The organism is Tenacibaculum sp. ZH5_bin.1, assembly GCF_042865525.1.
Classification (GTDB): domain Bacteria; phylum Bacteroidota; class Bacteroidia; order Flavobacteriales; family Flavobacteriaceae; genus Polaribacter; species Polaribacter mesophilus.
The window spans coordinates 239,936-253,267 of record NZ_JBEGIO010000002.1 but is presented as its reverse complement, the minus strand read 5'-3'; the positions used below and the strand labels follow the sequence as shown (position 1 = coordinate 253,267).

The 13,332-nt window shown below is 30.6% G+C and carries 15 protein-coding genes; all 15 read right to left on the bottom strand.

The features are described from left to right. Positions 1-15: 15 nt before the first annotated feature. Positions 16-462 (bottom strand): 50S ribosomal protein L9, encoded by a 447-nt coding sequence (rplI, locus tag ABHQ57_RS09135; RefSeq protein WP_047788887.1) that lies wholly within the window; start codon positions 460-462, stop codon positions 16-18. A gap of 15 nt (positions 463-477) precedes the next feature. Next, the gene (gene rpsR, locus ABHQ57_RS09130) at positions 478-774 is read right to left on the bottom strand and encodes a 30S ribosomal protein S18 (protein WP_028892048.1); all 297 of its coding nucleotides are present in this window, start codon (positions 772-774) and stop codon (positions 478-480) included. A 3-nt stretch (positions 775-777) separates the two neighbouring features. Continuing rightward, positions 778-1,119, bottom strand: a complete 342-nt coding sequence (gene rpsF / locus ABHQ57_RS09125; protein ID WP_047788888.1) for a 30S ribosomal protein S6 — start codon at positions 1,117-1,119, stop codon at positions 778-780. 511 nt (positions 1,120-1,630) lie between these two features. Then, positions 1,631-3,097, bottom strand: a complete 1,467-nt coding sequence (locus ABHQ57_RS09120) for a hypothetical protein (RefSeq protein ID WP_159491183.1) — start codon at positions 3,095-3,097, stop codon at positions 1,631-1,633. A 103-nt stretch (positions 3,098-3,200) separates the two neighbouring features. Continuing rightward, positions 3,201-4,124, bottom strand: coding sequence for an EamA family transporter (locus ABHQ57_RS09115; RefSeq protein WP_047788890.1), 924 nt, complete (start codon positions 4,122-4,124; stop codon positions 3,201-3,203). A 117-nt stretch (positions 4,125-4,241) separates the two neighbouring features. Next, positions 4,242-4,916: a type 1 glutamine amidotransferase domain-containing protein gene (locus ABHQ57_RS09110; RefSeq protein ID WP_167713866.1), complete on the bottom strand. Its 675-nt coding sequence runs from the start codon at positions 4,914-4,916 to the stop codon at positions 4,242-4,244. 77 nt (positions 4,917-4,993) lie between these two features. Continuing rightward, positions 4,994-5,563 carry a Crp/Fnr family transcriptional regulator gene (locus tag ABHQ57_RS09105; protein ID WP_047788892.1) on the bottom strand — a complete coding sequence of 190 codons (570 nt, stop codon included), beginning with the start codon at positions 5,561-5,563 and terminating at the stop codon, positions 4,994-4,996. A gap of 9 nt (positions 5,564-5,572) precedes the next feature. Continuing rightward, complete coding sequence (locus ABHQ57_RS09100) at positions 5,573-6,727, bottom strand: SAM-dependent methyltransferase (protein WP_047788893.1); 1,155 nt, start codon at positions 6,725-6,727, stop codon at positions 5,573-5,575. A gap of 260 nt (positions 6,728-6,987) precedes the next feature. Then, positions 6,988-7,572, bottom strand: a complete 585-nt coding sequence (gene hisIE, locus ABHQ57_RS09095; protein ID WP_167713867.1) for a bifunctional phosphoribosyl-AMP cyclohydrolase/phosphoribosyl-ATP diphosphatase HisIE — start codon at positions 7,570-7,572, stop codon at positions 6,988-6,990. Further along, positions 7,569-8,321, bottom strand: a complete 753-nt coding sequence (gene hisF, locus ABHQ57_RS09090; RefSeq protein ID WP_167713868.1) for an imidazole glycerol phosphate synthase subunit HisF — start codon at positions 8,319-8,321, stop codon at positions 7,569-7,571. The genes hisIE and hisF overlap by 4 nt, the downstream gene beginning before the upstream one ends. A gap of 2 nt (positions 8,322-8,323) precedes the next feature. Next, complete coding sequence (gene hisA, locus ABHQ57_RS09085; RefSeq protein ID WP_167713869.1) at positions 8,324-9,040, bottom strand: 1-(5-phosphoribosyl)-5-[(5-phosphoribosylamino)methylideneamino]imidazole-4-carboxamide isomerase; 717 nt, start codon at positions 9,038-9,040, stop codon at positions 8,324-8,326. A 12-nt stretch (positions 9,041-9,052) separates the two neighbouring features. After that, positions 9,053-9,634, bottom strand: coding sequence for an imidazole glycerol phosphate synthase subunit HisH (hisH, locus tag ABHQ57_RS09080; protein ID WP_167713870.1), 582 nt, complete (start codon positions 9,632-9,634; stop codon positions 9,053-9,055). 84 nt (positions 9,635-9,718) lie between these two features. Next, positions 9,719-10,852 (bottom strand): bifunctional histidinol-phosphatase/imidazoleglycerol-phosphate dehydratase HisB, encoded by a 1,134-nt coding sequence (hisB, locus tag ABHQ57_RS09075; RefSeq protein ID WP_167713871.1) that lies wholly within the window; start codon positions 10,850-10,852, stop codon positions 9,719-9,721. A 14-nt stretch (positions 10,853-10,866) separates the two neighbouring features. Further along, positions 10,867-11,931 (bottom strand): histidinol-phosphate transaminase, encoded by a 1,065-nt coding sequence (gene hisC, locus ABHQ57_RS09070; RefSeq protein WP_047788899.1) that lies wholly within the window; start codon positions 11,929-11,931, stop codon positions 10,867-10,869. 65 nt (positions 11,932-11,996) lie between these two features. Next, entirely contained in the window at positions 11,997-13,283 is a 1,287-nt protein-coding gene (gene hisD, locus ABHQ57_RS09065; protein WP_167713872.1) for a histidinol dehydrogenase, read from the bottom strand. Positions 13,284-13,332 lie beyond the last annotated feature (49 nt).

Sequence of the window (13,332 nt, the reverse complement as noted above, 5' to 3'; positions counted from 1 at the left end):
TTAACAATTTAGTTACTATTCAGCAACTACTTCAAATACGATGTCAGCTACAACAGTTCTGTGTAAACGTACAGCAGCGTTGTATTTTCCTAATCTTTTTACGTTACCTCCAGTAACTTTGATAAATTTCTTATCTACTTCAGTACCAGCTTTAGCTAAAGCTGCAGCAACATCGATGTTGTTTACCGAACCAAATAATTTATCTCCTGAACCTACTTTAGAAGCTATTTTGATTTCATAACCTTTAATAGTTTCTGCTACTTTATTAGCATCTTCTATTAATTTAGCTTCTTTAAAAGCACGTTGCTTTAAGTTTTCTGCTAATACTTTTTTAGCTGAAGAAGTAGCTAAAATTGCATATCCTTGAGGTATTAGGTAGTTACGTCCGTAACCATTCTTAACGGTTACAACATCGTCTTTAAAACCTAAGTTTTCTACGTCTTGTTTTAATATCAATTCCATGTTTCTACTTCTTTATTATTTTAACATATCTCCAACGTAAGGCATTAAAGCTAAGTGACGAGCTCTTTTAATAGCTTGTGCCACTTTACGTTGATATTTTAATGATGTTCCTGTTAAACGTCTTGGTAAAATTTTACCTTGCTCGTTTACTAAATACATTAAGAAGTCTGCATCTTTGTAATCGATGTACTTAATACCGTTTTTCTTGAAACGACAGTATTTAGCTTCTTTTTTAGTTTCGATATCAAGCGGAGTTAAGTAACGTACTTCCCCTTGCTTATTTCCTTTTGCTTGTTGTTCTATAGATGCCATTTCTTACTTTTTTGCAGATTTAACACGGTTTCTTCTCTTTTCAGCCCAAGCTGCAGCATGCTTGTCTAACTTTACAGTTAAATAACGCATAACGCTATCGTCACGTCTAAACTCTAATTCAAACGGAGCAATTGCTTCACCTGCTACCTTGTACTCAAATAAGTGGTAAAATCCACTTTTTTTCTTTTCGATTGGATACGCTAATTTTTTTAAGCCCCAATCTTCTTTAGAAATCATTTCTGCACCTTTAGAAAGTAAATAGTCCTCAAACTTCTTTACTGTTTCCTTTATCTGAGTTTCAGATAAAACGGGATTCAAAATGAAAACAGTTTCGTAATGATTCATAATTAAATTGTTTAAAATTTATTTTTAAGCCTGCAAATATACTGCTTTTTAATCCATAAACAAATTTTGCTACTTAAATAATTTAATGATTTAGTGTAAGTTTGTAACTAAACACTCTTTTTTATATACTACTCTACATCTCTAGCATTTTTTTGTACATAAATTACAGCGTAAATACTTATGCAAAAGATGTAACATAAAACCGTCTTTTACCTAGCAATGAATTTGCATGTTATAGACAATATTTTTTGTAATTAACTTCCATTATTGGTTATACAAAACTTCAAAATTCATACTAAAAAGTTTAACTTTTAAATATTAGAAAATAGCTCTCTCTTTGAAATTTGAAGTTAAACTGCTTATACTTTTTATGGTTTTATGCTAACATTTTTAGATTTAAATATTCAAAAAAATATATTAATTATAAAAAAACAACACACTCAAAAACAAAGTTCCAAGTGTGCTTAATTCATAATGTATTTTGACTGAGTTAACCTAAACCTCTTTAGTTTTATTGTTTACAGTTTTCGTTTGCTAAATCAGTAACTGTAGGATTATATAAATTATTTTCTATTCTTGAACTACCTTCAATAGTTAGTGAACCAAGAGAACAAAAATTAGAAAGCTTATCATTATATTCAATATATAAAGACTTTACTTTTCTTAAATTATCTAATCCTTCCAAACTCTCTAGATTTGTTCTTTGTATATACAGGTGCTCTATTTCTTCTATATTACTCAATGCGGTTAAAGTAGTTATATCACTATCATTTATATAAACTTCTCCACTAATTTTTGTAAACCCTTTTTGTTTAAAATAATCTAAATCATAACGATCATCAATCCATGTTTGTACTCCATGGTATTCATTAAAAGGTACTTGTCTTTCACAATCTAACTCATCAACCCATGAAGGATTAAATCTATTACGTCTAGGGAGGTAAAAAGTACCTTCTAACCCACCTAATTTCATCAAATTAACTAATCCACAATAACTATATAAAGCATTATTTTCCTGAATGGAAATATTACCTCCAACCCTTTCTAAATTTGAAAATGAATCTAAGTTTGTTATAACATAATTTCCTGATATCTCTAAATCTCGTTTAATTTCTTTCAAATTTTCAAGCCCTGTTAAACTTTCTAATTTAGGGTTTCTATGAACTCTTAACCAGTCTATAATTTCAATACCGGCTAAAGCTTTTATGTCTATTAAATTTTCGTTTTGTACTATATTAATTAGAGCAGATGAATTATTTTTTGGAAAGCCATTTAAGCTTGTTAAGTTATTATTAAGAGCTATTTGAATTGTCTCTATTCCTTTGATATTTTCTAAACCTTCTAAAGAGGTAACTTGAGCTCCCCAGACACTTAATCTTTTAGCTGAATTTAAAGATTTCAATAATTTTAAATCTGTTACAGGGTGATTCGCACCATCGTAAGGACTTCCTATACCAAGTGTTCCATTAATGTTTTTATATCCTTTACCCATAAAATCGATTAACTCTTTCTGAGTTTTAAAATCAACATCACCCTCAAAAGTATCATTAACTCCTAATCCCTCAAGAATTGTATTGTTATAAGGTTCCGTTACATTACTAGTAAATGTGATATTTCCTGAATATTTCTTTTCTTCAGTAGGTTTGAAAAGTATATCTAATTCAAAAAAATCACTTGGAGGTATTTTAATAGTTTCTAAATTCACTGAAAAGCCTTCGGGAAGAATTACCTCTGTAATTTCTAAGGTCAAATTTCCTTCATTAAATATAGATATAGGTAATGTCTTTTCGTTTCCTATAACAAGGTCTTTAAAATTTAAAGTCTCGTAATCATCAGGTAATTTAATAGATAGTTTAACTTCTTTTAACTCTTCTGGTTCTGGATCTACTTCTACTTCAGGAACTGGTTCATTACTACTACATTGAATTAAAAGTTTAGATAAAATAAACAAGGCTATAACTAACTTCGTCTTTTTCATAGTTCTTTGATTTTTTTAAAATTTAAACAAAAGTAAAAAGTTCGTGATAATATCAAAAATTATTCACTCTTTTAAATATTAAACAAGTTAAACCTACAACTACTTATACTTTTTGTGGTTTAGAAGTTACTTTAAGTTTTGATATTCGTTTTCTTGACGTAATAAAATAAACTCCTGATAATAATACAATAGACGCTATTACCGATTGTGTTGTTAAGGTTTCATCTAAAAAATACCATCCTAAAAACAAGGCTACGACAGGATTTACATACGCTGATGTTGATACTTTTTCTGTTGGAACAATTTTTAACAAGTAGTTAAAAGATGTAAAAGCTACAATACTTCCAAAAACTATTAATAAAAACATAGCTCCTTGCGCTTTAAAAGACCAATCCAAGGGAGAAGACCAGTTTTCACCTAATAATAAAGATGCAGTAAAAAGTAAGCCACCTGCAAAAAGCATTTGGTAACCTGTACTTACAAAAAAGTTTTTAGGAAGTTTGGCTTTAGAAACAAATACACTACCATAACTCCAACTTAAAACACAAGAAAAAATCATAAAAATTCCTATTAGCATATCTTTTGAAGTTGTTATTTCATTTTGACTAACCAATAAATACATTCCTATAATCCCTAAAACTACTCCTATAATTGATTGTCGTTGCATCTTTTTTCCATCAATTAAACGTAGTAGTAATAATACAAATAATGGCTGTGTTGCCGCTAATAACGCTCCAAAACCGCTATCAACAAACTTTAATGCCCAAACAAACATTCCATTTCCATATACTAAAAAAAGGAAGCCTGCTATCGCAGAGTTTAAAAGTTGCTTTTTGGTTACTGTAATAGGTACTTTTAAAAACTTAGCTATTAACATAATTAATGCTCCCGATATAGAAAAACGAATGGCCGCTAATAATAACGGAGATACTTCTGTAACAACAATTTTATTCAATAAATAAGTGGATCCCCAAATGACATAAATAGCAATAAAAGCCGCTATAATTAGTGGTTTAGATTCTTTCATTTTTTTATTCTTAGGCGTTAAATGTACAATAAAACCTTTTTACTTATACCTAAAAAATAAAAATCGGCTAAAAATATTTTTAACCGATTTTTATTTTAATATTCTCCCTTAGAATAACTATAATTTTGCCAGTAATTTTTCAGCTACTAACTCTGATGAAGCTGGGTTTTGTCCTGTAATTAAATTTCCGTCTTCAATAACATATTCTTGCCAATCTCCTGCTTTACTATAAATTCCGCCTTTGTTTTTTAGCTCATCTTCCACTAAAAATGGCACAATTGAAGTTAATTGCATTATCTCTTCTTCTGTATTAGAAAAACCAGTTACTTTTTTATTTTTAACTAAAGGCTCTCCATTTACTTGTGCATCTTTTAATACTATAGGCGCATGACAAACAGCACCAACTGGCTTATCGTTTGTATAAAAAGCTTCTATTAAAGCTATAGAATGTTTATCTTCAGCTAAATCCCATAAAGGTCCATGTCCTCCTGGATAAAAAATAGCATCATAATCAGCCTCACTAATCTCACTTAACTTTGCAGTGTTCGCCATGACATTTTGAAGTTCTTCATCTTTATTAAAACGAAGTGTTGCTGGTGTTTGAAAATCTGGTTCATTACTTTTAGGGTCAATTGGTGGTTGTCCTCCTTTTGGAGATGCTAGAGTCACTTCTACTCCTTTATCTTTTAATAGATAATAAGGTGCTGCAAATTCTTCAATCCAAAAACCTGTTTTTTCTCCTGTATTTCCTAGCTCTTCATGACTAGTTAGTACAAATACTACTTTTTTCATGTTATTTATATTTTTAAGTTACTCCAAAATTAGAACATGAAGGTTAAAAAAAAATTGATGTATGGTAATAAAGAGGCTTATAATGTATCTTTTCGTATTCTACTTAAACTTTCGGTTGTTATTCCTAAATAAGATGCTAAATGATAGTTTTTAATTTGTTGCTCTATGTTTGGATAGGTTTGTAAAAACAAATGATACCTCTCTTTAGCTGATAACACCAAATTATTTAAGATTCTTTTTTGAAATCGCACTGTTGAACGCTCTAACTTTTTTCTAAAAAAATGTTCTATTTTAGGAACTTTTTCATAAATATTATCTAAATCATTCTTGGCTACTTTTAATACAATAGCATCGGTAATACATTCAATGGCAAGTATCGATTCTGATTCAGAAAAGTAACCTATATAATCACTAATCCACCAATCGTGAATTGCAAATTGTATGGTATGTTCTTTTCCTTTAGTATCCATAAAAAAAGTTCGTAAACAACCTTTTATTACATAATATTGATAGTATACTTTCTCGTTAGTATGTAATATCATATCACCTTTTTTATAAGTTACTTCTGAAAAAATATCCTCAACTACCTTTAATTCTTCACTTTCTAACTGAAGATCTTTAAACACATTACTAACAGATGTACTCATTATAAAAAGTTATAGTAAGCCCTCTAAATAGTGTTGTTCTATTTGATAAGCTCCTTTTAATTCTGAAATTTTAGCTTCAATACGTTTTTCATCTACCTTTTTAGATGATTTAGCACCTATCAGCATTACATTTTTACGTGTATGTTCGTTGCTTATAAATTCAAAAACTTTCGTAGTATAATTATTCTTCTCTAAAATTAAAGCGCGTATGGTGTCAGTAACCATTTCAAACTGACGTTCTTTAAAAATACCATATTTTAACAAAGGACTCTCCTGCTCTTTTCCTTTTACTTGTTGACGGATTTGTTTATGACAACACGGTGCACAAATGATTAACTCTGCTTTAGAAACCAACCCTTTGTATATAGCATCATCTGTAGCTGTATCACAAGCATGTAAAGCTATTAAAATATCTATTTTATCATTGTCATACTCCTGAATAGGTTGTGCTACAAATAATAAACCTTTGAACCCACATTTTTTAGCAATATTATTACAATAATTTACCAAACTTTCACGCAATTCAATACCTGTAACACTAGCTGTATACCCTTTTTGATTTACCAAATAATCATATAAAGCAAAGGTTAAATACCCCTTTCCTGACCCCATGTCAACAATATTGATATGATTAGGTAACTTAACCGATTGTATTTGCGCTTCTATAATTTCTAAATACTTATTAATTTGACGGTATTTATCCGCCATTTTGGGGATTACCTTTCCCTCTTTATCAGTTATTCCCAAATGATATAAATACTCGCTGTTTTTGGCTCTTTTCTCTTTGGGTTTGTCATGGGTTTCTGGTAACTTATTTTTAAAACTAGGTTGTGTGGTTTTATAGCTTACTTTCTTCTTCTTAGAAAGAAACACTAATAAATCATTTTCCAACGTAAATAATGTCGCCGCTCTAAACTTTTCTGAAAGTAAAAGAGTTAATTCTTCTATACTCTCTTCAAATGAATAATTTTTTGCCTGGTCGTTTGTTTTATATCGATATAAAAACTGAAAACACACGTCTCCTTTTAGCGTTATTTGACGAACGTATACATTCGACAAGTCATCACTTTTACGAATTGGTTTACTTAAAGTCAATTTTACAAAATCGTTTTTTTGTATACTATTTTGGAACTCTGTAAATAGTTGGTGTAAGTCTTCTTTCATACCGTAAAAATAGACAATCGATTATTAATATTTCTCATATTTCTTATCATCCTTAACATTTTTTATTCAAAATCGTCTTTAAAAAAACTAAACTGTATTAAATATCTAAAAGTTAATAATTTATTATCTACATCTTTCTTCTTACTTAACTTTAAAAAGAATAATTATAGTTTTATAATTAATATTAGCACATAACCTTCCCTAATAGTTGACTTTATAAACTTTCTATAAAGGAGGTTGTAACATGTTAACTAACTTTTTTAATTTCTATTTTTCAAAACACTTTCAATATCTGTTAGCTTAAAACCTTTAGCCTTTAATAAAATTAAATAATGATATAGTAAATCAGCAGCCTCATTTTTAAATAGTTCATCGTTATTATCTTTTGCTTCGATGACTACTTCTACAGCCTCCTCTCCTACTTTTTGAGCTACTTTATTAATACCTCTTTTAAAAAGTTTATTAGTGTAAGAGGTTTCTACATCATTATCTATTCGATCAGCAATAATGCTCTCTAACGAGTATAAAAAACCTTTAGAGGTCTCTTCTGCAAAGCAAGAAGTAGTTCCTTTGTGGCATGTAGGTCCTTTTGGAGTTACTTTAATTAACAAAGTGTCATTGTCACAGTCTAATTGAATGTCTTTTACCCATAAAAAGTTTCCTGATTCTTCACCTTTTGTCCAAAGTCTATTTTTACTTCGGCTATAAAAAGTAACTTTTCCTTCTTTTTGTGTTTTGGTAAAGGCTTCTTTGTTCATATAACCTAGCATTAACACCTGCAAAGTAGTATTGTTTTGAATAACAACAGGAACTAACCCGTTTCCTTTTGAAAAATCTATATTCATCGTATAGCTATGTTTTGTTTTTTTAATTCGTTTTTTAGTACGGGTACTGGTATTTCACCAAAGTGAAAGATACTAGCAGCTAATCCTGCACTAGCTTGGGTTTTGGTAAAGACTTCAGTAAAGTGCTCTACTTTTCCAGCACCACCAGAAGCAATCACAGGAATATTAACAGCTTTACTCACTGCATTGGTTACTTCAATGTCAAATCCGTTTTTAGTACCATCACTATTCATAGAAGTTAATAGAATTTCACCAGCGCCTAATTTTTCAACCCTTGTAGCCCAACTCAAAGTTTCTAATTCGGTTTCAAAAGTACCTCCTTTGGTGAACACTTTCCATTCCCCATTTACATTTTTCGTATCAATAGCTACAGCTACAAACTGACTCCCAAACCGATTTTTTAAATCCGTAATTAATTGTGGATTTTTTACTGCGGAAGAATTGATGCTCACTTTATCTGCTCCAGCTTGTATTAACGCCACTGCATCTTCAACAGTACTAATACCTCCACCAACAGTAAAAGGAATATTAATCTCTCGTGCAATTGTTTTTACTAATGTAACTAAGGTTTTTCTATTTTCTAAAGTAGCTGTAATATCTAAAAATACTAATTCATCCGCTCCTTGTTTTACATATTGTTTTGCTAATTCTACTGGATCTCCAGCATCTTTGATATCTATAAAATTGACCCCTTTAACCGTTCTTCCATTTTTTATATCCAAACATGGAATAATTCTTTTTTTTAACATAATTAGCTTATAAATTCTTGTAATTCTTTTAAACTTATATTTCCTTCATAAATGGCTTTTCCTACAATGGCTCCTTCACAACCAATTTCTTTTAATCGATGTAAGTCATTGATATTGGCTACTCCTCCACTCGCTATTAAGTTGACTGAGGTTTTACTCAAAATTTCTAAATATAAATCTAAAGAAGCTCCTTGTAACATTCCGTCTTTAGCTACATCGGTACAAATTGTGTTTACAACACCTATTTCTTGATATTCACTTATAAATTCAACAACATCAACTTCTGAGGTTTGTAACCAACCATTAGTCGCAATTTTTCTATCTTTACAATCAGCTCCCAAAATTATTTTATCCTTTCCGTATTTAGTAAGCCATCCAATAAATGTATCTGGATTTTTTACCGCTATGCTTCCTCCTGTTATTTGGTTTGCACCACTTTCAAATGCAGTTCGAGCATCTTCATCTGACTTTAGACCTCCTCCAAAATCAATTTTTAAATTCGTTTTCGTTGCTATTTGCTCTAATACTTTGTGGTTTATAATTCGACTAGATTTTGCGCCATCTAAATCAACAACATGTAAGTATTCTATTCCGTTTGCCTCAAATTCTTTTGCTACTTCTAACGGACTTTCATTATATATTTTTTTGGTATCATAATCGCCCTTAGTCAAGCGGACACATTTTCCTTCTATAATATCTATTGCGGGTATAATTCTCATTTTAATTTCTTTTTATAACTCTAAAAAATTCTTCAACAACTGCTCTCCAACATCAGCTGATTTTTCTGGATGAAACTGCATCGCATAAAAATTATCTTGCTGCATAACGGTACTGAACGGAAGAATATAATCGCAGATTGCCAGTGTGTTTTTAGATACTTCTGCATAATACCCATGAACATAGTATACATCGTCTTCTAAAGCTATGTTTGTAAGCAGTTTAGATGATTTTAATTCAGAAAAGTTATTCCACCCCATATGTGGGACTTTTTCTTTTGGTGGAAACTGTTTTGTGCACGCATCAAAAATGCCCAAACATTTGGTATCCCCTTCTTCTGAGTATGTGCACATTAACTGTAATCCTAGACAAATTCCTAGTACAGGTTGTTTTAGAGAAACAATTAACTCATCAAGATTTCTTTCTTTTAAGTATTGCATTGCTGAACTTGCTTCTCCAACCCCAGGAAATATTACTTTATCTGCTAATTGTATTTCTTCTGGATTATCAGTTATAATACTTTCGTGCCCCAAGCGAGTTAGCGCATTTTGTACCGATCGTATATTTCCAGCATTATATTTTATAATAGCTATCATATTTTTCAATTATCATTTATCAATCATCAGTTACCTATTATTCTCTTTAACCATTGTCTACCGATAATTGATTATTGTTCATTGTTATAAAACTCCTTTTGTTGATGGTAAAATCATCTTATCTACATCTCTTTTTACTGCTACTTTTATAGCCTTAGCAAAAGCTTTAAAAATGGCTTCTATTTTATGATGTTCGTTCGTTCCTTCTGCTTTGATGTTCAAATTACACTTAGCACCATCGGTAAACGACTTAAAGAAGTGATAAAACATTTCCGTAGGCATTTTTCCTATCATTTCTCGTTTAAAGTCTGCTTCCCAAACCAACCAGTTTCTTCCACCAAAGTCAATGGCTACTTGAGCTAAGCAATCATCCATTGGTAAACAAAATCCGTAACGTTCAATCCCTAGTTTATTTCCCAATGCTTTATAAAATACTTCTCCTAAAGCAATTGCAGTATCTTCAATGGTGTGGTGTTCATCTACGTCTAAATCACCTGTTACTTGGATGTTCAAATCCATTTGACCGTGACGCGCTATTTGATCTAACATATGATCGAAAAAAGCAATACCAGTATTTATTGTACTTTTTCCCGTTCCATCTAAATTCAAATCAATTTTAATTTGAGTTTCATTTGTATTACGTTCAATAGTTGCTGAACGTTCTTCTAATTTTAAAAACTCATAAATAGTGTTCCAATCGTTACTCTCTAAAGCTATAAAATCATCTAGTTCCTCTCTTTTTACAGTAATTTCATCAGTTCCTAAATTTGTTTCATCATTTATGTAAATTCCTTGAGCTCCCAAGTTTTTAGCAAGTTCTATATCGGTTAAACGGTCACCAATCACAAAAGAGTTTTTCAAATCATATTCTTTAGAGAAATATTTTGTTAATAAGCCTGTGTTTGGTTTTCTTGTAGGTTGGTTGTCTTTAGCAAAGGTTCTGTCAATGATTTCTTCTACGAACTCAATACCTTCTTCTTTTAAGGTGTTCATCACAAAGTTATGTACTGGCCAAAACGTATTTTCTGGATATGCTTCTGTTCCTAATCCGTCTTGATTAGTAACTAACACTAATTCAAAGTCAAGCTCTTTGGCTATTTTACTCAATCCTTGAAAAACCTTTGGATAGAATTGTAATTTCTCAAACGAATCTGTTTGTTCATCTGCTGGTTCTTTAATTAAGGTACCATCTCTATCTATAAATAATATTTTTTTCATCGTTTTTTTAAAATTTAAAATGAATTTTCAACTTCATCAGGTGTAACACTCAATTCCTTTAATGCAGTCATTAATTTCTTGTTTTCTTTCTCGCTTCCTACCGTAATTCGTATGCAATTATTTACTAAACTATTCCTGTTTCTAGTTATAATTTTTTGAGCTACTAATGAGTTATACAATTCATTAGCGTTTGTAACTTCAATTAGTATAAAATTAGCTTCAGAAGGATATATCTTTTTTACCAATTCAATTTCTTGTAGCTGTTTTTCTAGTTTTTCCTTTTCATTGAGAATGATATTTTTCTCAATCTCAAACTGTGCTAAGTTATCTAACTTATTAAGTACAGCTTCTTGATTTAAAGCACTGATATTATAAGGAGGCTTCACCTTGTTGTATATATCAATGATTTCTTTACTAGCATAGGCTGCTCCTACTCTAACACCTGCCAATCCCCATGCTTTACTAAAGGTTTGACTTATAATTAAATTAGGGTAATTTTTTAATTGATTTATAAAAGATTCTTTAGAACTAAAATCAATATAAGCTTCATCAATAATTACAATTCCTTTAAATTTACTAAGAATAAACTCAATTGTTTCATCTTCAAAACAGTTACCTGTTGGGTTATTTGGTGAACAAATGAATATTATTTTTAAATTTTCATCTTCTAAATAACATTCTAAAACATCTGTATTTATCTGAAATTCTTGATTTAAAGCTAATTCAATCAATTCAACATCATTAATAGCTGCGGAAACATTATACATTCCATAAGAGGGTGTAAAAGTTAAGGCTTTGTCTTTCCCCGGATTACAAAATATTCTAAATGCTAAATCGATTACTTCATCACTTCCATTTCCTATAAAAATTTGATTCTCATTTACATCTTTAATCTCAGACAATCGTTTTTTAATTGCTATTTGTTGCGGATCTGGATAGCGATTCAAAGTACCAAACGGATTCTCATTAGCGTCTAAATACACTTCAGCAACGCCTTTAAATTCATCTCTAGCAGAAGAATAAGCTTTTAATTGCTGAATGTTTGTGCGTACTATCTTGTTTAAGTTTATTTTTTTCATTGTTAACTATTTTGAGGTGTTACTCAATAAGGTTAAGATTTCTCCATATTCATTCGAAATGACGCTTAGCCATTTAACTCTTTTAATCTAACTGTAATGGCATTTTTGTGCGCTTGTAAGCCTTCTGCTTCTGCCATTAATTCTATGGCTTCACCAATATTTTCAATTCCTTCTTTAGTTACTTCTTGAAAAGTAATTTTCTTTACAAAACTGTCTAACGAAACTCCGCTATAGTTTTTTGCATAACCGTTAGTTGGCAAGGTGTGATTGGTGCCACTAGCATAATCACCTGCACTTTCACAACTGTAATTTCCTAAGAATACTGAACCAGCATTTACAATTCCTTCGATATATTCAGAAGCTTTTTCTGATGCTATAATTAAGTGCTCTGGAGCATATTCATTACTAAACTGAATACATTCTTCAGAAGAATTTAAAACAACTGCAAAACTATTCCCTATTGCTTTTTTAGCTAATTCTTTTCTAGGTAATTCTTCTATTTGTTTGTTTAGTTCTGTTATAACATTTTGAGCAATTTTTTCAGAAGTAGTGGCTAAAATAGCTTGACTATCTGCTCCGTGTTCTGCTTGTGATAATAAATCGGAAGCTACAAAAACAGGGTTTGATGTTTCATCTGCAATTACAAGTACTTCACTAGGGCCTGCAGGCATATCAATAGCTACCCCTTGTTGTTGTACCAATTCTTTGGCTTTAGTCACAAACTGATTCCCTGGCCCTAATATTTTATATACTTGAGGAACGGTTTCTGTTCCGTACGCCATCGCTCCAATAGCCTGAGCTCCTCCAACTTTAAAAATTTTAGTTACTCCTACCATAGAAGCAGTGTATAGAATAGCTGGGTTAATCTTACCTTCTTTATTCGTTGGAGTACACAATACTATTTCTTTACAACCCGCTATTTTTGCTGGAACTCCTAACATTAAAATAGTAGAAAATAATGGAGCAGAACCTCCAGGAATATACAAGCCTACTTTTTCTACTGCTACACTTTTTCTCCAACAAGTTACTCCTTTTGTTGTTGTTATTTTTTTAGGTGTTTCTTTTTGGCTGTTGTGAAAAGCTTCAATATTATTTTTTGCTAATTGTATAGCTAATTTTAATTCTTCTGAAACTAAGTTTTGTGCTTCTTCTAACTCTTTTTTAGAAACTTCTAACTCGGTTAATAACACTCCATCAAATAACTGTGTATATTTTTTTAAAGCTCTATCTTTATTAAGCTTTACATCATTTAATATTGTTTGTACTGTTTCCTGTAAACTGTTTTCACTTAAAGTAACTCTTTTACACAGTAACTCCCAAGTTTTTTTCCCTGGATTTTTTATAATTTTCATCTGTTTATTTTTATTGTTTTTAGCTATAATTATTGGCTACTTTTCTGTT

What these genes read in the sequence shown, in the direction of transcription:
- hisB (WP_167713871.1), bottom strand. Translation starts at nt 10,852, where the DNA reads ATGAAAAAAATATTATTTATAGATAGAGATGGTACCTTAATTAAAGAA.
- hisC (WP_047788899.1), bottom strand. Translation starts at nt 11,931, where the DNA reads ATGAAAAAAATAAACTTAAACAAGATAGTACGCACAAACATTCAGCAA.
- hisH (WP_167713870.1), bottom strand. Translation starts at nt 9,634, where the DNA reads ATGATAGCTATTATAAAATATAATGCTGGAAATATACGATCGGTACAA.
- ABHQ57_RS09110 (WP_167713866.1), bottom strand. Translation starts at nt 4,916, where the DNA reads ATGAAAAAAGTAGTATTTGTACTAACTAGTCATGAAGAGCTAGGAAAT.
- ABHQ57_RS09105 (WP_047788892.1), bottom strand. Translation starts at nt 5,563, where the DNA reads ATGAGTACATCTGTTAGTAATGTGTTTAAAGATCTTCAGTTAGAAAGT.
- rplI (WP_047788887.1), bottom strand. Translation starts at nt 462, where the DNA reads ATGGAATTGATATTAAAACAAGACGTAGAAAACTTAGGTTTTAAAGAC.
- ABHQ57_RS09100 (WP_047788893.1), bottom strand. Translation starts at nt 6,727, where the DNA reads ATGAAAGAAGACTTACACCAACTATTTACAGAGTTCCAAAATAGTATA.
- hisIE (WP_167713867.1), bottom strand. Translation starts at nt 7,572, where the DNA reads ATGAATATAGATTTTTCAAAAGGAAACGGGTTAGTTCCTGTTGTTATT.
- ABHQ57_RS09115 (WP_047788890.1), bottom strand. Translation starts at nt 4,124, where the DNA reads ATGAAAGAATCTAAACCACTAATTATAGCGGCTTTTATTGCTATTTAT.
- hisD (WP_167713872.1), bottom strand. Translation starts at nt 13,283, where the DNA reads ATGAAAATTATAAAAAATCCAGGGAAAAAAACTTGGGAGTTACTGTGT.
- rpsF (WP_047788888.1), bottom strand. Translation starts at nt 1,119, where the DNA reads ATGAATCATTACGAAACTGTTTTCATTTTGAATCCCGTTTTATCTGAA.
- ABHQ57_RS09120 (WP_159491183.1), bottom strand. Translation starts at nt 3,097, where the DNA reads ATGAAAAAGACGAAGTTAGTTATAGCCTTGTTTATTTTATCTAAACTT.
- hisF (WP_167713868.1), bottom strand. Translation starts at nt 8,321, where the DNA reads ATGTTAAAAAAAAGAATTATTCCATGTTTGGATATAAAAAATGGAAGA.
- rpsR (WP_028892048.1), bottom strand. Translation starts at nt 774, where the DNA reads ATGGCATCTATAGAACAACAAGCAAAAGGAAATAAGCAAGGGGAAGTA.
- hisA (WP_167713869.1), bottom strand. Translation starts at nt 9,040, where the DNA reads ATGAGAATTATACCCGCAATAGATATTATAGAAGGAAAATGTGTCCGC.